The 21512-nt window shown below is 58.3% G+C and carries 7 protein-coding genes; 5 read left to right on the top strand and 2 right to left on the bottom strand.

Annotation, left to right across the window (positions count from 1 at the left end; translation table 11 throughout):
- The first annotated feature begins 8 nt into the window (after positions 1 to 8).
- From HY011_24825 to HY011_24810, 4 genes are all read left to right on the top strand, one after another.
- Positions 9 to 2045 (top strand): VWA domain-containing protein, encoded by a 2037-nt coding sequence (locus HY011_24825; GenBank protein MBI3426167.1) that lies wholly within the window; start codon positions 9 to 11, stop codon positions 2043 to 2045.
- Positions 2038 to 2337 carry a DUF4258 domain-containing protein gene (locus HY011_24820; protein MBI3426166.1) on the top strand — a complete coding sequence of 100 codons (300 nt, stop codon included), beginning with the start codon at positions 2038 to 2040 and terminating at the stop codon, positions 2335 to 2337. Before HY011_24825 ends, HY011_24820 begins: the two co-directional genes overlap by 8 nt.
- A complete protein-coding gene (locus tag HY011_24815; protein MBI3426165.1) occupies positions 2334 to 2600 on the top strand; it encodes a type II toxin-antitoxin system MqsA family antitoxin in 267 nt (88 codons plus the stop codon). Before HY011_24820 ends, HY011_24815 begins: the two co-directional genes overlap by 4 nt.
- Positions 2601 to 2695: 95 nt before the next feature.
- Positions 2696 to 6670 carry a hypothetical protein gene (locus tag HY011_24810; protein MBI3426164.1) on the top strand — a complete coding sequence of 1325 codons (3975 nt, stop codon included), beginning with the start codon at positions 2696 to 2698 and terminating at the stop codon, positions 6668 to 6670.
- A 155-nt stretch (positions 6671 to 6825) separates the two neighbouring features.
- Here the strand turns inward: HY011_24810 and HY011_24805 are convergent, their stop codons facing one another.
- Positions 6826 to 12084, bottom strand: coding sequence for an SBBP repeat-containing protein (locus HY011_24805; protein ID MBI3426163.1), 5259 nt, complete (start codon positions 12082 to 12084; stop codon positions 6826 to 6828).
- Positions 12085 to 13408: 1324 nt separating this feature from the next.
- Between HY011_24805 and HY011_24800 the strand changes: the two genes are divergently transcribed.
- A complete protein-coding gene (locus tag HY011_24800) occupies positions 13409 to 14752 on the top strand; it encodes a hypothetical protein (GenBank protein ID MBI3426162.1) in 1344 nt (447 codons plus the stop codon).
- A 623-nt stretch (positions 14753 to 15375) separates the two neighbouring features.
- Here the strand turns inward: HY011_24800 and HY011_24795 are convergent.
- A complete protein-coding gene (locus tag HY011_24795; GenBank protein ID MBI3426161.1) occupies positions 15376 to 21483 on the bottom strand; it encodes a carboxypeptidase regulatory-like domain-containing protein in 6108 nt (2035 codons plus the stop codon).
- Positions 21484 to 21512: the final 29 nt, after the last annotated feature.

The following is a 21512-nucleotide window of genomic DNA, read 5'->3' as shown; positions in this document are numbered from 1 at the left end:
ATAACAAGATGGCTCTGCTTAACCCATTATTCCTATTCGGACTCGCCGCCGTCGCCGCGCCGATCATCGTGCATCTGGTGCGCCGCACTCGCTCGCAAAAAGTCGAGTTCCCTTCATTGATGTTCGTGCGCCAAGTGCCGCAACGCACCATCCGGCGGCGCACACTGCATAACCTGCTGTTGCTGTTGCTGCGCACGTTGGCGTTTTTGCTGCTGGCGCTGGCCTTCATGCGTCCCTACTTCGGCACTGGCTCGGCGGAAGGCGAACGCGGGCAGCGCACCAATGTCATCCTGCTCGATACGTCATTTAGCATGCGTTACGGCAAACATTTCGAGCAGGCCAAGACGCGCGCCAAAGCGTTGATTGATGAAGCGCGCGGCAATGAGCGTTTTGCGCTCGTCGGCTTCGGCAACAGTTACGAAGTGCTGAGCCGCTTCACCAACGACACCGCCAAACTCGATGCGCTGGTGGATGCCACGCAAGCGGGACTCGGCGGCACCGATTACACCCAAGCCTTGCGCGGGGCCGAGACGCTGTTCAAAGAAGCCAACACCGCCAACAAACGGGTGTTGCTGATTTCCGATTTCCAGGCGAATGGACACAACAAAGCCGATGCCGCATTCCGCGTCGGCAAAGACATCAAGCTCGTCCCGATTGATGTGGGCGAACAGAATGCGCCAAATCTGGCCGTCACTGATGTCGCCGCACAGCCGCTGATTTATCAGGCCAAGTACAGCGACAAGCTGAGCGCGCGCGTCGCCAATTACAGCGATGAAGCCAAAGAGAGCGTGCGTGTCGAACTCAATCTGAATGAGCACGTCGTCGAAAAGCGCGAATTAAAGATCGCCGCCCACGACAGCGCGACGGTCGAATTCACCGGTTTCAATCTCAACGAAGGCATCAATCGCGGCGTCATCCAAATCGAAGGCGATACGTTCCCGGTGGACAATCGCTTCTTCTTCACCTTGCGCCGCGCCGAGCAACTGAAAGCCTTGGTCATCGAAACCGCCTCGCGCGGACGCAGCGAAAGTTTCTTTCTGCGCAACGCGCTGACGACGGGCGAGAACCTGCCTTTCGCGCTCACGGTCAAAAGCGCTGGCTCGACCAATCCGGGCGAACTCAACGAATCAAAAGTGATCCTGCTCAACGATGCGGCGATCAATGCGGCGCTGGCCCAGTCATTGCTCAAATTTGTTGAAGCGGGCGGCGGTCTCGTCATCTCCGCCGGGCCGCATACCGAAGCGGGCTCGTTGAATTCAGCGCTGCAACCATTGCTGCCCGCGCAGCTCGATCAACAGATCAATCTGCGCGGCGAATACGTCTCGCTCAGCGATGTCAAAACCGATCATCCGGTCTTTGAAGTCTTCCGCCAAAGCGGGCGCCTGGCTTCGGCGCGCGTGTTCAATTACTGGCGCGCCACGCCCAAAGAAGCCGCGACCGTGCTGGCGCGGTTTGAAGACGGCAGCCCGGCGCTGATCGAACGCAGCTACGGCACGGGCAAAGTCTTGCTGCTGACCACGACCTTTGACTCCGGCTGGAATGACTTGCCGCTCTCGCCGCTCTATTTACCGCTGGTGCGCCAGATGGCGCGTTATCTGGGCGAACGCGAAGAGCGCGGCTGGTATCCACTGGGCCAAACCTTCACCGCGCACGCCGCCAAAAACGGCGCACCGCCTGCTGTAGACACGCCCGGCGGCGCGCGGTTGACCGAACGCAATCTGACCACCGGCGGCGAATTGCTGGTGCAGGCGAGCGAGAACGGCTTTTACCGGCTGCGTTATCCCGAAACCAATGATTTCACGGCGGTCAATTTGGACAGTAAGGAATCCGATTTGACGCGGCTCAATCTGGATGAATTCGTGGCTGCCGTTACGGGCGCGGATGTGAAAGACGTAGCGGCCAATGCGGCCAATGAGAAGCTGAGCAAGGAAGAGATTGAAGGAAAGCAGCGTGTGTGGTGGCTGTTGCTGATCGGTGCGCTGTTGTTGTTTGTCGCCGAAGCCGTGTTGTCACGGCGCACGAAAACGGCGCGAGTGATTGGATGAAATGGCAAAGCACGCCCAACTTCTTTGGCTAATTCGCGAGAAAATGCGGGCTCAAGAATACGAATTTGCCATACCGCATTTTTTTGAAGAAATGGCGAACGATGGGTTTGATTTTGCCGACGTTGAAATGGCAGTTTTGAGTGGCCGTATCAATGCCGTATTCACCGATGACCCGCGAGGAGAACGCTATGAGATTAGCGGCCAAGCAATTGACGGTCGGGAGCTTGCCGTTATCTGCCGGATAAAAGCGACAGGGGAAACTGCTATTGATTACGACTTGGGAAGTATATGAATAAGAGTGTTTATGATTACGGTCATTGTCACGTTTGCGGCGAGCAAATGCGAGAGCGACAAATCAATCATGACTTTTGGATTAAAGGTGAATTGATCGTCATTGAAGATGTCCCCACCGGGGTTTGCCAGCAATGTGGCGAGAAAGTTGTCAATGCAGAGGTCGGACGCCAAATCGCAACGCTGACGACCAATGCCAAGCAAGCAACGCAAACACGTACGATCCAAGTTCCCGTTTTTCATTTCACTGCAAAGGTTGCTTGAATAGAAACATGGTCGCGTAGCAATACGCTAGTTCAATTAAGCTGGTCCACCAGTTCTGAGAGGTCAACATGAACTTATCCAATAGCAAGGGCAGCATGAGCAATCAACTGCAAGAGATCATCAACGCCGTGCGCCGTCGCCGGACAACGTTGTTTTGGTTGCGCGGCCTGGCAATCACGCTGGCCGTCGCGGCAGGGTTGCTGTTGTTGACGGGTTGGGCGGGTTACAAATACCGCTACAACACCGGCATGTTGATTTCGCTGCGGCTCGCAGCCTTGGTAGGCGTGTTGACAACCATTTACCTGTCACTGGTGCGGCCCTTGCGGCGCAAAGTGAGCGATACGCAACTCGCCCGGTTGATTGAAGAGAAACAACCCGGCATGGATGACCGATTGGTGAGTGCGGTCGAATTTGGCACGGTTGAACAACAAGCGCTGACCACGCCCGCGATCTACGACCGATTGGTGGACGATGCCGAGCGCAAGGCCAGCGACGTTGATCTTGACGCCATCGTGCCGCGCAAACGTTTCTGGCAATACAGCGGCGCGGCGGCGGCGAGTGTGGCGTTGTTTATCGCCGCCTTGCTGTTCGGGCCGAAAGAGATCAAGCAGGGATTCGCGCAACTGGTCACCCCAACCAGTGAAGCCGCGGCAGCCAATGCGTTGAACATCACCGTCAAGCCCGGCACGGTGCGCGTGCCCAAAGGTTCCGATCAAAAGATCATCGCGACCACGATCAATTTCGCGCCTGAGCAGGCGACGATTTTCTTGCGCAAAGCGGGTGCGGCTGATGACCAGTGGATCGGCCAGCAGATGGAGCCAGCCAAAGAGAAAACCGACTTCCAGCATTTCATCTTCAACATTCAGGCAGACACCGAATACTTCGTCGAAGCGCAGGGCTGCCGTTCGCAGATATACAAGTTCACCGTCGCCGATCTGCCTTTCGTCAAACGCATTGACCTGCGCTACGACTTCCCTGCCTACACGGGCCTGCCGTCGAAGACTATCGAAGACACCGGTGACATCGCGGCACTGGCCGGAACGAACGTGCGCGTTATGGCGCGTTTGACGCTGAACGCCAAGGCCGCGCGCATCGTCTTGAAAGACGGCGCGAAGATCGAGATGACGCAGGAAAACATGCTGGATGGCGCGCCGGTGTTCGCGGGAAACGTGATGGTCAGCAAAGAAAGTAGCTATCACATCGAATTGGTCAGCAGCTATGGCGACGTTTACAACGGCTCCAACGAATACGATATCGTCGTGCTGGAAGATCAGCCGCCGACGGTCAGCTTTGAGAAACCGGGCCGCGATGCCCGCGCGACCAGTGTCGAAGAGATCATCGCGCTCGCCAAAGCCGAAGACGATTACGGCGTGACTTCGCTCGAAATGTTCATCAGCGTCAACGGCGGCGCAGAAAAGAAAGTGGATTTGCAGAAATTGCAACGTGACGCCGCCAAGTCTCTGTCCGGCGCCTACACCTTCTTCCTCGAAGAATACGGCCTGCAACCGGGCGATTTCATTTCGTATTACGCCAAAGCGCGCGACGCCAAAAACGAGACGACCAGCGACATTTATTTCATTGAGATCAAACCGTTCGAGAAAGACTTCAAACAGTCGCAACAGGCGGGCGGCCAAGGTCAGGGCCAAGGCGAAGATCAAAACGCGCTGAGCAAACGCCAAAAAGAACTGCTGGCCGCGACCTTCCGCGTAATGCGCGAAGAGGTGAATTACGATGAAAAAGAAAAGGCGGATAACTACAGCACCATTTCGCTCGGTCAGGAAAAGTTGCGCGACGACACCAATCAACTGATTGACCGTATCAAACGCCGCATGGGGCCGCAGTTGGCCCAGAACGAGCAGTTCTCAAAGCTGGTCGAATATCTGGCGCAAGCCGGTAAAGAGATGGAAGTTGCGATTCCCGAGCTGAAGAATCGCAAGGCCAAAGAGGCCAAGCCCAACGAAGAAAAAGCGCTGCAACAACTGCTGCGCGCGGACGCGCTCTTCCGCGAGATGCAAATCTCGCAGGGCCAGCAGAGCCAGGGGCAGGGCCAACAGCGCAGCGCCGAAGAACTGGCCGACTTGTTCGAGCTTGAGATGGACAAGATGAAGAACCAGTACGAGACGGTCAAGCGCGAACAGCAACAGCAGGCCCAACAAGCGGACGACGAAACCAAACGCAAACTCGAAGAACTGGCGCGCCGTCAGCAAAAGGAACTCGAACAGCAACGCCAACGCGCCCAACAAGGCGCGCGCAATCAACAGCAAGGCGGCGGTGGCGGCGGTGGTCGTCAGCAACAAGAGATGATTGACGAAGCGCGCAAACTGGCGCGCGAACTCGAAAAGCTCTCGCGCGAACGCCGTCAGCCCGAGTTGCAGCAGTTGAGCCAAAAGCTCAATCAGGCTGCTGACGAGATGCAGAAAGCGCAAGCCAACACCGGCAACCCGATGGAATCGGTCGCCCAGGGCATGCGCGCGCTCGAAAAGATCGAAGAGGCCAAACGTCAACTCGACAAACTGAAAGGCTCGCAAGGCGGCAAGTCGCTCAAAGATTTGCAGCAACGCGCCGCTAATGCCGCCGCGCGCCAGCAGGAAATCGCCCAAGACACCGCCGAGATGGCCCAACGCAATCGCAGCGGCCAACCGGCTTCCGGCGAATCCAAACAGCGCGTTGGCGAACGCAAAGAAGCGCTCGCTAACGAGATCAACAACCTCGAAAAAGACATTGACCAATCCGCACGCGGACTGGGCCAGGAACAACAAGCCGCAGCCGACAAATTGCGCCAGGCATCCAGAGGCTTGCGCGACAACCGCGTGCAGGATCGCATTCGCGCAACCAAGCAACTGCTCGACAACAACTTCATTGACGCCGCCAGCAATGGCGACAAGATCATCCAGCAGAATCTGGACGAACTCGCCCAGAACCTGACCGACGCCGAAAAGAACGCGGGCAAGCGCGGCGGCGGCGATAAGACCGAAGACGCTCTTGAAAATACCCGCAAACTGGCCGATAACGTCGGCTCACTGAGCCGCAAACTGGCCGACCGCGCGGGCAACCGCAACCAGCAGGCCCGCAATCAGCAGGGCCAACAACAAGGCCAGCAAGGCAATCAACAAGGCCAACAACAAGGGCAACAGGGCAACCAGCAAGGACAACAACAAGGGCAGCAACAAGGGCAGCAACAAGGGCAGCCAGGTAACCAGTCGGGCCAACAACAAGGGCAGCAACAGGGCCAACAAGGCAACCAGCAAGGTCGCCAGCAAGGGCAACAAGGCAATAAGCAAGGCCAGCAACAAGGCCAGCAAAACGCCCAACAGCGCGGCCAGCAAGGCCAACGCCCTGGTCAACAACAAGGTCAAGGCCAGCAAGGTCAGCAAATCGCTCGCAATCAACAAGGCCAAACCGGACGCCAGCAAGGTCAGCAGGGCCAACAAGGTCAGCAGGGTCAACAAGGACAGCAAGGTCAGCAAGGTCAGCAAGGGCAAGGTCAGCAAGGCCAACAAGGTCAGCAAGGCCAACAAGGCCAAGGGGGACAGCAAGGACAGCAAGGACAACAAGGACAAGGGCAACAAGGACAGGGGAGCCAGCGCGGGCAACAGGGGCAGCAGGGGCAACAAGGCTCGCAAGGCGGCCCCAATAGCGGCAATCGGCAAGCTGGCAATCCGAATCAGCAAAACCCCATGAACCCTGGCGGTGGCGGCCCACCGCGTAGCGGTCAACGCGGTGAAGATACGCGCCAACTGGCTTCGGAACTGCGCGAATACATGCGCGATGCCGAAGCGCTGCGCAACAGCGTCGGCAAAGACCGCGATCTGGCGCGCGGCCTCGATCAGGCGATTGATGGTTTGAAACAGGCAAACGAAGCGCTGCTGCGCGACGACGAGATGACCGCCGGGTTGCTCAAGACTCAGGTCGTTGATCCGCTGCGCAACATCGAATCCGAACTGAGCAAACGCCTGCAAGCCAAGCTGGGCCGCAACAACCTGCGTCTCGCCGACGAAGGCGAAGCGCCAGAGCGGTATCGCAAGCTGGTAGGCGAGTATTACAAACGCCTGTCGAGCGGGCAGAAATAACCTGGGAGCGCGGGCATCCCTGCCTGCTATAAGAAAAGCCGCGCAGCTTCCTTATTCCATCTTCGCGAAATGCGATGAGGAGAGAAGGAGGCTGCGCGGCTTCTTTTAATTGCGGGCAGGGATGCCCGCGCTCCCAGGTAGTGCTCCCAAGTGGCTCACTTGATCGCAATGCGCACGGCATTCGCCAGTTTGCCGTCCACGCGTAACTGCACGTCTATTTCTCCACGTCCGGCCAATGCGCGCGGAATCCGCAGATTGATTTGATCCAGCCCGGCCAGATCGCCTTGGGCACCTGCGAATAGAACTTCGGCAGAGACGCCACCAATGGTTGCGGTGACGGCGGATGTCGCCGTGCGTCCGCGCATGCCGGTGCCAAAGAGCACCAGAAACAACTGATCCGAATCGGGGCCGAGATCAAGCGGCAGCGGCACTTGTTGCCCCGCGTTGTTGGACACGGCGATATTGACCAGGCTTTGCGAACCATCGGCGCGCTGGCGAATGGCAAAGCCGGCGGGGACGCCCTGACCGTTGGCATTGGCCGTGAACAGACCCGGTGCGACGGCGGCGATATTGATGGTGGCGAGCGAAAGATTGTTGTCGCCACTGGTGACGGTCACCGTTGCCGCGCCGGAAGCCAAGCCGGCGGGCAACAGGTAGTTGATCTGGTCGGGCGCGACGAAAAAGAGCGGGGCGAGGCGCTCGACGCCCGCGCTGTCGCGCACGCGCACAGTCGTGCCGCGCAAGGTCGTCGGCAATGGCAAGGTGGTGGCGGCTTCAATCCCTGTCGCCAAGTTGGTGCCGAAGGAAGCGACGATGCTTTCGGCAGCCAACTCGGTAGCGATGAAGCTGGCGGCGGAAACATTGGCGAGTGCGCGCGCCAAATTGACCGTGCCGGGCGTGAAGGTGGCCGTCAGGGTTTCGGCGTTGGGGTTGACCACTTCACGGGTAACCGGCTGATCGGCAAAACCGATTTGGGCGCTATTACTAGCCGCGCTATTCGACGCTGTGAAGGTAATCGTGAAGAGGCGGCGCGTGCCTGCGGTCAACGCTTGGCCCGCAGGCAGTGCGAGTGCAAAGCCTATACGGCCGGTAGCCGCCTGGGCGGAATTGATATTGATGCTGGCACCAACTGCATCCGGGCCATTGGTGGCCGAAACATACATGAGTTGCGCCGGATCGAAGTTGAGGCTGAAGCCAAGGCCATTCTCATTGCCTTGGGCGTCCAGTTCGATGGTCACCGTGCCGTTCTGGCCGCGAATGAGATTGGCGCTGGCGACGCGAATGGCGCGAGCTTGCTGGAGGGGTACGGAACGGGGAGCGTGAGCGATCTGAGCCTCGCTGCTCAGGCGGCTTGGCTTCCCTTCAGCGTCTCGAAGGCCAATGCTCAGGTCGCTCACGCTCCCCGTTCCGTACCGGAGCAATTGTGCGTTTGGCGCAGTTGGCCCGCCAGCCGCCACAACCGGATCAAGGCCGGCAGCGTAGCGTCCCGCCTGCACCCAATCCGAAATGGTCATTGCGCCATTGCCGCGCGTATCGCGGGGCGCGCAATCGGCGCGTTGGAATTCGCTGCCGAGCGCGGGCGTGTCGAAGCCTGCGGCGAAGCGGCCCGTTTGCACCCAATCGGCGACGGTGAGTTGACCGTTGTTGCCGTTGGGGCGCGGGGCGACATCGCCTTCAAAACCGGGCGCAGGCGCGGTGGCGACGGTGATGCTGGCCGTGGCCGTCGCGCCGCCGAGTTGTTGCGGCAAGGCGGCGGTGAGGATGGTTGTGCCTGTCGCAACCGCCGTGACGGGAACGGCGACCGCCAGTGAGTTGGCCGCAATCGTGACGGTCGCGGTCGCGGTGGCGACGGTGACATTCGACGAACTGAGCGTCAGAAACGTCGGGCTGTTTTGCGGCGCGCTGAGATTGATCGTCAACGTGCCCATTCCGCCGGGCTGCAATTCCAACGATGGCGGCGCAAAGGAGATGGTCGGTTCGGAAAGAATTTTCGCGACGAAAACATCGGTACCGCCGCCGTAGGCGAACAGCGGTACTTGAATGTTGAAGTTGGGCGAGGCCGTCGCGCCGGTGATGTATGCCGTGCCGACGCTGTCTACGGTAATCCCCGCGCCGCGATCATCGTTGAGGCCGCCGAGATAGGTCGAATAGAGCAGCGCGGTACCTGCGGCGTTGAGCTTGGTGATAAAGGCATCGTTGCCGCCGCGATTGTCGGCTTGCAGCGAATTCGCGCGCGGGAAGTTGGTGGAACTCGTCACCCCCGTGATGTAGGCATTGCCGCTCGCATCCACGGCGATGGCATTGCCGTTGTCGCTGAGCGCGCCGCCCAGATACGTCGAATAGGCGAGCGCCGAACCTTGCGCGTTCAGCTTGGCAACGAAAGCATCAAAATCGCCGCCGCCATAGGCGTTCTGGAGCGGATTGGCGGTATTGAAATCGGGCGAGGTGGTCGAGCCAGTGATGTAAGCATTGCCGCCCGCATCCACCGCAATGCCGTTGGCGAGGTCGTTGCGGCGTCCGCCCAGATAGGTCGAATACGCCAGTTGCGCGCCGTCGGGTGTGAGTTTGGCGATGAAAGCATCCTGCTGGCCGCGCGTGCTGGCTTGCAGCGCATTGCGCGTGTTGAAGTCGCTGGAGAAAGTATCGCCTGCGATGTAGGCCGCGCCCGTGGCGTCAATGGCGATGGCATTGGCTTCGTCGGTGGCGGCGCCGCCGAGATAGGTCGAATACAGCAAGGCCGAACCGGCGGCGTTGAGCTTGGTGATGAAGGCATCGCCCAACCCACGATGTGTGGCTTGCAGCGGGCCTTGCGTGGGGAAGTTGTCAGAGAACGTGCTGCCCGTGATGTAGGCATTGCCCGCCGCATCCACCGCGATGCCGCGCGCCTGATCGCCAAAGCTGCCGCCCAGATAGGTTGAATAAATCAGATTGGAGCCGGAGGCGTTGAACTTGGCGACGAAAGCGTCAAGGCCGCCTCCACCAAATGCGGGTTGCCACGGATTGCGTGTCGGCAGATTCGTCGAGGTCGTCGCGCCCGTGATATAGGCATTGCCGCCGCCATCCACCGCGATGGCGTTGCCGGTGTCGGAACCGTTGCCGCCAAAGTAGGTATTGAACGCGATGTCGTTGCTGTCGGCCAGAATCTTGGTGACGAAAACTTCGAGACCGCCGCGACTGGTCGCCTGCAAGGGATTGCGCGTGATGTAATCGTTTGAGCTGGTATAGCCCGTGACATAGGCGTTCCCCGCCGTATCAATGGCTACGCTCAAGCCCAGGTCTTCGCCCGAACCACCGAGATAAGTGGAATACGCCAAGTCGGTGCCGCTGGCATTGAGCTTTGAGACAAAGGCATCGAGGCCGCCGCGATTGGCTGCTTGCACCGGGTTGCGCGTGTTGAAATCGGTCGAGCGCGTATCGCCCGTGATGTATGCGTTGCCCGCGTTATCCACGGCCAGGCCAAACGCAAAATCATCCTGTGCGCCGCCGAGATAGGTCGAATAGAGCAGCGCCGAGCCTTGCGCGTTGAACTTGCTGACAAAGGCGTCGAGGTTGCCGCGATTGCTGTCTTGCACGGCATTGACGTTGTTGAAATCGGTCGAAGAGGTGCGGCCCGCGACCAGGATTTCGTTGTTCACGCCCAACCCGATGGCGCGTCCGAAATCGCCTTGGGTGCCGCCCAGATAAGTCGAGAACAGCAGCACCGAACCGTTGTCATTGAACTTGCTGATGAAGGCATCGCTGCTGCCGCGATTGTTGGCTTGGAACGGATCAACCGTGCGGAAGTCCGTCGAGAAAGTGTTGCCGGTGACATAAGCATTGCCGTTGACATCCACCGCTACGTCATAAGCGGCATCCAGTTCGGCCCCGCCCAAATAGGTGGAATAGATCAGCGCAGAGCCGTTGACGTTGAGCTTGGCGACAAAGGCGTCCTGCTGGCCGCGATTGTTGGCTTGAATCGCATTCAGCACGTTGAAATCGTTGGAGGCTGTCGAGCCGGTGAGATAGGCATTGCCGGCGGCATCCACTGCGACGCCGCGCGCTTCATCCAGCCCACTGCCACCCAGATAAGTCGAATAGACCAACGCGCTACCGCTGGCGTTGACCTTGGCGATGAAGGCATCCGCGCCGCCACGATTGGCGGGTTGCAGCGGGCTGCGCGTGTTGAAATCGGTGGAGGCTGTCGAGCCTGCGAGATAGGCATTGTTGCCCGCGTCCAGCGCGATGGCGAAGGCCTGATCAATGTTGCTGCCGCCCAGATACGACGAATAGATGATCGCTGTCCCATCACTGTTGAGTTTGGTGATGAAGGCATCGTTGGCCTGGCCGTTGAGCGCGGGTTGAAAGGCATTGCGCGTGGTGAAATCGGGCGAATTGGTGATGCCAGCGATGTAGGCGTTGCCGAGCGAATCCACCGCGATGCCCTGCCCGCTGTCTTCGGCGGAACCGCCGAGGTAGGTTGAATAGACGATGGCATTGCCCGCCGCGTTGAGCTTGGTGACAAAGGCGTCGTACTTGCCGCCGCGATTCAGCGTTTGCAGCGGCGCGAAGGTGTTGAAGTTATTCGAATAGGTTGTGCCGGTGAGGTAGGCGTTACCGGCATTGTCCACAGCGATGGCAAAGCCTTCGTCGGAGCCGATGCCACCGAGAAAGGTCGAATAATCAATCACCGGATCAATCACCAGCGATTGCGCGCGGTCATAGCCTTCGACGGCAAAGCCAATTTGATTGCCGCCTTTGAGCAAGTAGCGGCTGTGGACTTGGCGCTGGCGTTGGCGCGAGACGGGCGCGCGTTGCGTGACGACGGCATCGCCAACGCGCAAGAGCAAGTCGCCGTTGGTGGCGAGTTCCAGTTTGTCGGCGCCTTCGATGGTGATGGTGAGTTCGGCGGGGTCAGCGCCGGGCGCAACGATGAAATCATATTCGAGCGCGCGTTGGGTGCCATAAAACGCCAAGTCCACGCCCGGCTGTAGGGCGCGATATTCGACCCGCGCGAAGTTGGAAATGTTGGCGCGCCATGCCTGCGGGTCATTGCCAAGGATGTAATTGCTCTTGGTGGGCAATTCGTTGAGTCCAACGGGGGTGCCCGTGCCGCTGCCAAAGCTGAACCGCAAGGCGGCGGCGTCACCGTTCGCCTGTGCCAGCCGGAGCGTCGCCTTGTCTTCTGTCAGGAAAACCTGATAGCCGTGCCCGCGCGCGAGGTATTTCACCGTCTTGTCACTCTGGCCTTCGTTACGTTCAAAGGTCATCGGCAATTGACCGTATGCCTGTTTGGCGCGTTCGACTTGCCTAACGGTTGATTGATTGAGCGCCGCTTGCGTCGGGCGCAATACCAGCGGGTTGAAAAACACCGCCGCAACCAACCCAATACAGAACCAACATCCAACGTGCTGCCACGACATTATTGCTTTCATCATTGTAGGTATGACCCAACGTCCTTGCCGGACTTGCGTGCGAATGCCATTGCCACAAGAACACGGAGTTCAAGCATGCGCTCGATTGTGAGCACTGCGTGCACGGACAAGCGAAAGCGAGCGCTACACGCGCTTGGCTAGGCGAACGACACAACCTGTTATCAAAGGGGAATAGAGAAGATCGAATGAGGCACGTAACGAGTCGGGGGCCGGCAATGGCGGGGGAGTTTTGCCAGTTGTCCAAAGTACTTGAAAGTAAAGACCGCTGTCAGGGCTGAATTTTGGGGAATTCATCAGCGTTCGGAACGAACGCGGGCATTTTACGAGGCTTGGGCGGGCAAACTCAAGCTGGATTTTTCGCTGGTTCTGGCACACGGGTGTAATGTTTCGCTCGCCTGTGCACTTTAGAGCGACATCCCCTGATGTTGATCCAGCTATGCGCCAATTGAGCTGGTAATAAAGTCTCGTTGTGACCCCCGCAAGATTTTCGTTCGCTATCCAATCTAACCGCTTGTCTGGCCGCTTCGGCAGGCCTGCACCCCAAGCCGAATCTAACCGCGCTCTGCTCTGGACTCATTCCCTTGCGAAAGGGATTTGGCAATGAATTACTCCTTGATTATTCAGGCGGAACAACCGGATTTAGCTTCGCCCCTCGCGGCACGGCGGTGTTTCATCTTCTTTTCAGGACTTACGCAAGACACAAACTGGTTAGCCACAGAGGCACAGAGACACAGAGCATTTTTACTGTGTTGGCATAGTTCTTTGTCTGCCTCAGTGTCTCTGTGCCTCTGTGGCAAATCTTTGCGTAAGTCCTGCTTTTCATACCTTGTCCCCTTTCGACGACATTTATCTCCTACCGCTATCTTCAATCGTAGACAGCGTGTGCAGCGCGAACTGAAACAGCGTCAAGACCCGCAACGTGCCTGCCGCGTGCGCTGAGACGCTATCTGGTGCGACCAGACAGACTATCCGTTCTTTTCAGCAACGTTCCTGTTTTTGCATCCGGGTCTCTGACCCGGATTCCCCGTTGGCATTGGGTTTGCCATAACTGCTTGATGGATACCTGACAAACCCGATCAGTGCTGGCCAAGGGGCAAGCTCGAAATGGCTCCGGCAATTGAAAACTGGGACACAAACTGACACACACCTGGAATTGTCCGCTCAAGCTGAAGCGGCTGCTACACACTCCTGCTAGGTTCTTTCCAACTCGATTCTCTTTTTGGTGCCAATTCCCACGGCTGCTCGCCGGACTTGTCAGCACGGTGTTTGGTGTGGGCGCTTTTGCTTGCTGGAGTAAATCCCCAGACAAGCGTTTGAGGAAGTTGTCATGCAGTATCTAAAAAATTTCCGACTTGCCGTTTCGTTCTGTTGCCTGATGCTGTGCGTGTTATGCCTAAGCGGTCAACACGGCCTCAGAACAGCGCAGGCTGCCGAAGCGAGTCTGCAACTCGATCTTTCAGCGGTCGTTCACGGTTTTGCCAAAGCTCCGGGTTTGCCCGACGGCGATCTATTCCTATTGCCCAAACCGCTTAGCTTGAGTCTCAATCGCCCCGCCGACGGCACCACGGCCTTTGCCGTCAATGCCGCCAGCTTTGGCGCTGAGGCGCAGACGATGGGGGCACTGGCGAATGTGCCTGCGCGCGGCTTTTCGGCGACGCAACCGGGCGCAACGGTGCGCGCGTTGACCTGCGCTGAATCCATTTGGGACGGCAATCTGATTCTTTCCGCCAGCGATGGTACGGCGGGCGACGTCGTGCGTGTATACGTGCAAAACGGTGACGGCACAGGCGTCCAGGAATTGCTGCGCTTCACCCGCGAGGCTGACGGCTTCCGGCTAAGCAGCATTCATCCGCAATTGAAGCTTTTTGTGGACAACCGTTTCGCAATGGGGCCGGATACCAAGCAGGGGACGCTGATTCCTTTCGTAGACGAGGCTGGCCCACGCGGCAAACGCACCGGCTTGCTGACCTTCTCTTTCCCGATGGATTTCGATTCACCTTTGCACGGCTGCTTTCAACTGGGAATCGAGATCACGCGGGCCTTGGGCGCAGGTACGACCTCGGTGGTCGTGACCGACATCGTCGTCAATCGCAATCGCGTTGCTGGGGACGAGAATAACCCGGGCACAGGTTTGCTGGGTCAATTGACGGGCGGCTATCCCAGCGGGCTGCCTTGCGCGGTGGAATGCCCTGCCGACGAGGGCTGCAAAACCATTTGCTTCCGGTCTGCTGAGTATTATTACCTGGTCTATTGCGCACATCCCTCAGACATTCCATACGGGACGGTGCTGATTGGCGGCGTCAATTTCAATCGTCCAGTCGCGGCGCGCAGTATGCCGCCCGCCACAGCGTTGCGCGTATTGAAACCGCAGGTGCCCATTCAATATCTGAACCGCGAATTTGTGGCCGCCCAGTTGAATCTCTTGAATGCCGGCGGCGAGGCTTCGCATAACGTGCAGGAAGCATTGAAATCTCCGCTCTCTTGTTATGGCGTGGAATTCGAGCCGTTCCAACTCAGCAATGGCTTCATCGTCAACACCGCGACGCGGTTGGGAGATGTTTTTGCGCAAACGCGCCAACTGATCCCGCTGAACCGCCCCGAAGACATGCAAGCCCTGGCGCGCCTGTTTGACTTGCTGAACGGCAACAACAATACCGGCGCGTGCAACTGATTATCGAGTGAAAGCAGATCACTAGCCCATAGCCTCCTCATTATTGACCGGCTGGCGTTGTACACACGACGCCAGCCTATTGTTTTTTGCGCCCCTTCAGCCCTGGCGTCAAGCGCAGTACCTTGGAAGACTTTGCTTTTGTGGCAGACGACAGCCGAGACAGCCTATATCCACCATCCTCACAACCAATCCATCACTAAACCTCCTACGCTTATTGCAGCTCGCACGCGAGTGCGACTAGATCGGTTTTTATTTCGAGGTACTGAAAAACCGCGTAGCGGGACAGTACCGCGCGCGTGAGCAAGCGGCGCGTCAAGCTTGCACCACTGGTTGAACTGCCAACCTGCCGCTTGCTCACGCGCGCGGTACTGTCCCAGCGTCAACTGACTCCCGAAACGCAATTGCAAACCGCTCTAAGGGCCGATTCACGCTCGCGACAGGCAGATTGCCCTACTCTTCGACAAGCCGCCAGTTTGGCGTGGGCACGGCGATCAACCCACCGGTTCACCAGCCGAGACACCAACAAAAAGGAAAAGCCCGCCAGCAACCTATAGGTTGCTGGCGGGCCGACTATTTTGTTCGTTAGTCAGTGAATCGCACGAATGCTTCGTGCACTTGCCCGCTTAACAACTGGGCGGAAACACCGGAATGGTGAACACATCCCTGCCGAGCGTTAATTTATGTAACGCACGTCCACCGGTAAACGCCCCGCTGACGGCCGTGGCGTTCGGATTGAAGTTGAAGACTGCGCCGATGATACCGATGTTGGCATCATTGGCGAGGTCGGGCCGTGCGGCAAACTTGATCCAACCCGTGCGGCCCGCCGGAATCACTTGGGTGAAGCGCGGTGTGGTACGCGGGAAGCTGTCAGTTAAGACCTGCTTGAGCTGACAATTCGGCGAATTGATACTGAAGCTAAAGGGCGATTCAGCATCGTCATATAGCACCCCGAAGATGCTGCTCAGCGTCGCCGCCGTGGTCGCCAGATTGCCGCCGACTCGATCAATGACGACCAACGTGGAGTTGTCATCCACACGGCTTAGAATCGAAGAGGCTGCCAGCGTGCGGCCTGGGGCCCGATAAGTAATCCCGTCTAAGGGCAAAGTAGCAATCCCTGAGTTCGGATCGCAAACTGGGTTGCTCAACGCCGGGAACGACTCGGCCCTCAAGTTGCCATAATGTCCAGAAGCGAATTTGACGTATTCGTCGCCGATCAACCAATTGAAGTTGGTCGGGCAGCCCTGATCGTCGGTCGCTACCGCAACAATGTACCCCATCGTCCCCGGATCAATATCCGAGGTCAAGAAGCACGCGGTCTGATTTTGCGTCAGACAAACAAAGCTATCCGACACGGCGCAAGACGTACCATCCACAAAGAAAAGATGCACTGAGATGGGTTTCTTTTGATTCGTGTTCGTCAGGCAAATCTGCGTGTTTTCACGATTCGGGTTTGACGCATCGGAAGTGTAGACCGGGAAGATCAGGATCGAACCCGGATCCAACGCCGGATTGCCCGGATCCATTTGCATCGTCATCGTGCAATTATCAATGAGCGTGGTATCGCGGGCGATATTGTTGGCTGAATTGGTATCGCCGACAGCCGACAACGTGGCGACGTTGACCACCGCGCACTGCACGTTTTGCGAGATGCGCACGCGCAAGGTGAAACTGGTCGAAGCATTCGCCGCCAACGTATTGCTATACGTACAAGTCACAAGATTGCTGCCGACGCCGCCGCTGCAACTCCACCCGGCCCCTGTCACAGACTGGTAGGTCATGCCGCCCGGCAGATTGTCGGTCACCGTAATCGTGCCTTGCGAAGCACCGGGTCCTTTGTTGGTGACGGTCAGCATGTAGGTATCCTGCGTATTGGGCAGGAAGTTGCCGGTATGCTCTTTGCGCAAGCTTAAGTCAAAGGACAGCAGTTCGCCGAAATTGTAGTTGATGCCGTTCGCGCCGGAACCAACGGGAATGTCGGCGATCATGTCGTTCGTGACCGTACCGCCCAACGAACCAGCCGTGTCCTTGCCGTCTACATAGATCGGCGGTTGCGTCTCGGTGAGTTTGTAGGTGCCGGGCACCAAATTGCAGAACTGATAGGCACCGGTGGCGCTCGTCAACGTCGAGCGCGAGACGATATTGCCAAATAGATCCGTCCCGGTCAGCGTTACCGTTACGTCCTTGATACCAGCCTCGCCAGCTTCTTTGAGGCCATTGTCATTGGTGTCCTCATAAACGAAGCCGGACACGCAAGCCCGTTGGTACAGGCCCGCATCCCAACTCAGATCGTTTTCGCCATTGGCCAGCGTGAAGATTTCAGTACGGCCATTGGCGGGATCGGGATCGCTGTCGGTGGCGTCTTTGGTGCCGGTGGGGCCTTGTTTGATAAAGCCGCAATCGGGCACGGCGGAAATGTCGAACTGCACGAAGTAGCGCCCCGGCGTCAGCCCCGTAAACAGATAGAACCCCGGATTGCCGCCGTTGTTGGTTGTGGTGCTAGTAGCGACCGCCACGTCATCCGCCGTGCCGGCCTGATTGTCTGGGCCGGGTTGGAAAAGACGCACGATTACGCCGTTCACACCGTTGGCAGCGCCGTCATCTTGCACACCATTCAAATTGGCATCCTTGAAAACATAGTTGCCCACGCTCGCGCCTTGGAAAACGCCCGCGTCCAGGTCGGGGAAATTCTGGCTCCCCGCCAAGGTGATGGTCTGCGTCCGTCCTGTGCTTGTATTGGCGTCGCTGTCTTTGGTGTCGCCACACGCTGCAACTTTATTGGAGGTGAAGGTATAGCCAGCCGGTAACGCGAAAATCACGTAGTAATCGCCGGGCGCCAGATTGTTGAAGGAGTAGCCGCCCTGTGCATTCGTCGTCGTCTGCCCGACTTGCGTGTTGTCACCCCGGAAGAGCGTGACAGTCACATTCGGCACACCCGGTTCGCCCGCGTCCTGACAGCCGTTGGCGTTCAGGTCGAGCCAGACGAAATCGCCCAGCGAGGCCGCTTGAATATCGAAACTCACGCAAGCTTCGTCATCTTCACGCGCGCCCAACGCCGCGTTGAAATTGCCTGGGGTCGAATCGAGATCGAGTTCTTTCGCGGTTTGGACTTGCGCGCAGTTGTTGATGCTGCCGCTGGCCGCGCTGATCTGAGCCTGAATTGTCAACGTCACGCTGCCGGGGCTAGGCACAGAGCCAACCGTCCAGGTTCCACTGGCGTATGTTCCCTGTGAAGCGTTGGCGCTCACAAAAATCAAACCCGCCGGTAAGACATCGCGCACCGTCACATTGGTCGCTGTCGCCAGATTGGCGGCGTTCGCCAGCGTTAAGGTGTACGTCACGTTCTGGCCGGAAATATACGGGCCACTGCTGACCGTCTTGGTCAATGAAAGGTCAATGCGCGGGTAGATGCCTGCATCAAGATCAAGGTAGTTCTGCCCGGACATCAACATCACGGCAGCGGTTCTGCCCGTCGCCGGATCAGCATCGCTATCAAGCGCTTCGTTATTGCCCTGGTCTTTGGGGCTGAACACGAAGCCTTGCGGCAGATTGCCAAAGATCACGTAGTAATTGCCCGGCGGCAGATTGGCAAAGCTGTACTTGCCGCTGGCATTGGTCGTCGTTGTCGCCAATTGCGTGTTGCTCTCATCAAACAACCTTACGCTGACGCCTGAGACACCGACTTCCATGCTTGCGTCATAAAGACCGTCGCGGTTCATGTCGTTCCAGACACAATCTCCCAACGAGGCTGGCTGGTAAACGCCCGCGTCCAGGTCGAGGAAGCTTTGTCCCGCGCCGAGCGCGATGTTTTGCGTGCGCCCGGTCGCCACATCAGCATCGCTGTCTTTGTCAGTGCCACAAGCCGCCACGGCACGTTTGGTAAAGGCGTAGCCGCTGGGTGCGGTGAATTTGACGCTGTATGTGGCAGCTGCCAAATTGCTGAACAGATAATTGCCGTTGGCATCGGTGGTCTTGGTGTCGAGCGTCGCGCCGTTGCCATCCAGCAACATTACCGTGACGCCTGCCAAACCGACCTCTCCCTGATCCTGACAACCATTGCCGTTCTTATCCACCCAGACACGATCACCTAAAGAAGCCGGGCCGATATTGATCGTGACTTCGGCTTCATCGTCTTCGGCGGGCGGATTGCTGGGATTGCGATTGCCCGGCGTCGAATCAATATCAAGCGGGCCATCCTGGGTTTGCACTTGGGCGAAGTTGCGAATGTTGCCGATGGTGCCGGCTTTGACAGTCGCGGTGATCTGGATCGTCGCCGAAGCGCCGGGGGCGAGGGTGCCGACCGTCCAGACATTCGTTGCCGCATTGTAGGCCGCTGCCGGGTTTGCGCTGACAAAGGTCAGTTGCGCCGGGAAGGCGTCGGCAATGGTCACGTTGGTCGCCGTCGAGCACGGCCCCGCGAAAACGCCCGCCTTGGTGCAGTCGGTGGCATTGCTGACCAACAGGGTGTAAGTGAGATTCTGTCCGGGCGCATACGGGCCAGCGCTGACGGCCTTGGTCAAGGACAGGTCAACCCGTTCGTCAAAGAAGCCGAGGTCATTGCTATGATCGTTCGCGCCCGCGCCGCCCGTGGTCACGGCAATCACCGCCGTCGTGCCGTTCATCACGGCGTCGGAATCGCGCTGGTCGCCATTCGCGGTGTTGTCGGCGTTGGCCGGCGAAAGCCCCGTGCTGGTGAGCGCCTGCTGCGCTTTGTTGACACGGATTTCATAGGCCATGTTCGGCACGACGCCGCCGCTGACGTTGTCGGCATTGAAAAAGTATTGGCCGGTGGCGCTGGTCGTCGTGGTGCCGACCAGTTGGCCGCCTTTGAATAGTTGCACGGTCACGCCCGCGCGGCCCGCTTCGTTCGCATCTTGAATGCCGTTACGGTTGAGGTCGTTCCAGATGCGGTTGCCCAATTCAATCGGCGCGGCGTCGCATAACACTTCCAAATCGCCCAGACCGGCAGCTTTGCCGAACAGGCCATTGATTTGATTTGGCGGGCTGGGCTGGGGGAACACTTCATAACGGCGGTCAGCCTTGCCGTTGAAGTTGTTCATAAACAGCACACCGCCCGACTGAACCGTAAACGGATCGAAGACCGGAATCACGACTTGCAACGCTCCGGGTAATAGACCCAGCGCGCCCAGCGAGGTCTCCTGGTGCACCAGTTGGCCGTTCTGAATAAAGTCTTCCTGATAGTAAAATTCGCCGCCGCCTGGCCCTTGTCCGTTATTCGTGCCGCCCGTATTGGGGCCGACGACACCGTTGTTTTCCAGCACGAATGCGCCGTTGTTATTGTAAGCCCGCAGCGTGTCACCGCCTGAAATGCCTTCGTATGAGCCGGTACCACTCAAATTGGCTTGTAAGAAGCCGGTCTGCATCCCGGTGCGATCCATAAAGCCGAGGATCATTGAACCATCAATATCAAACTCAATGCCTGACAGCACCGGCTGCGGATAAACCAGAAACTGGTGACCAACACCCTGCGCGGGCGCAACCAAGGTATCGAACGTATCCGTCCAGGGTCGCCAGAACTTGCGATCTTCGACGCCCGGCCAGACCCAGGTAATGCCTTTGGTGTAGCCCAAGCCAAATTCCAGCTTGCTGACAAAGGTATTGGCACCGGGCGTGAATTCATAAATCGCCGCTTTCAGATCGGCGGGGGTTTGCGAAGTTTCCGCCGTGCACGTGCCGCCCACATAGACTTTGCCTTTATACGGTTTCACTGCCCAGGGGCGGAAGGTGCCGCCATTGCAATTCGGCGAAGGCACGGTAAAGGAACTGACGTTCGCCGCTGTCGGCACGACTGCCGTATCATTGATGAAAATCGAATAGAGCTTCCGGTCGTTAAGGTTGATGAGCCAAAGCGTCTTGTCGTCTTCAGAAATTTCCAGATCGCCAATGCCTTGTTTGCCCACCGCTGAAAAAGCAGCGGAGTCGGCACTGGTTGCAAGCCGGTCAGCCGGCAAGTTGCGGGTGGCATTGGTAAGGGTTCCCACGTCAATGCCGATGGTCTTCACATCCACAAAGTTCGCCACAGTGGGCGACGCGCTGCCTGGATTGGTGACAGTATAAATGCCGCCGATGCCCAAGGGCCCAAAGCCCGAATGGCGGCGAACGACCGCCGCCGTAAACAATTTGCGCGTCGAACGTTGATAGGCCACGCCCCAATCCGCACCCGTTTGCTGGGCTGAGGCTAAATGCGAAGGGGAGGGTTGATTGCCAAACGGTGGCACATCCACCCCGTTATATGGAGCGCTCGTACCGGCAGCATAGGGGAATGTAACCAACACGTCCGCAGGACCAGCAGCATTATTTCCGGCTTTGGTGGGATCACCTGACACATAACAGGGAACGCCTAAGAACGGATTGTCCTGGCAATAGTCTTTGGGATCATTGAGGCCCAGGCTGACGCTGCCGCTGGGTGCGGTGGCAACGAATTGCACCGCCGTGCCCGAGGTCATGCCCGCTGGGCCAAACGACAAGCCTGCCGGGATATTGGTGAACTCCACCCGATACGGCCCATTACTCGCGTCATTCGTGGTCAGCGAATAACTGCCATCCGCCGCCGCTGTCGCCGTGCCGACCGCATTCCCGCTGGTGTTATAGGCTGTCACCGTGATGCCGCCAATCCCCACTTCGGGAATGCGCACTGCCGTCGCGGGATCCTGCTTCCCGTTGCCATTCCAATCCCGGAAGACCGTGCCGCTGATCACGCCAGCCAAAGGCACGGAGGCAGACACACCTTTCCCAGGCGCAG

This window comes from Acidobacteriota bacterium (assembly GCA_016196035.1).
GTDB lineage: Bacteria > Acidobacteriota > Blastocatellia > RBC074 > RBC074 > JACPYM01.
Note: the sequence above shows the minus strand (reverse complement) of the source record. Positions and strands in the feature narration are given on the sequence as shown.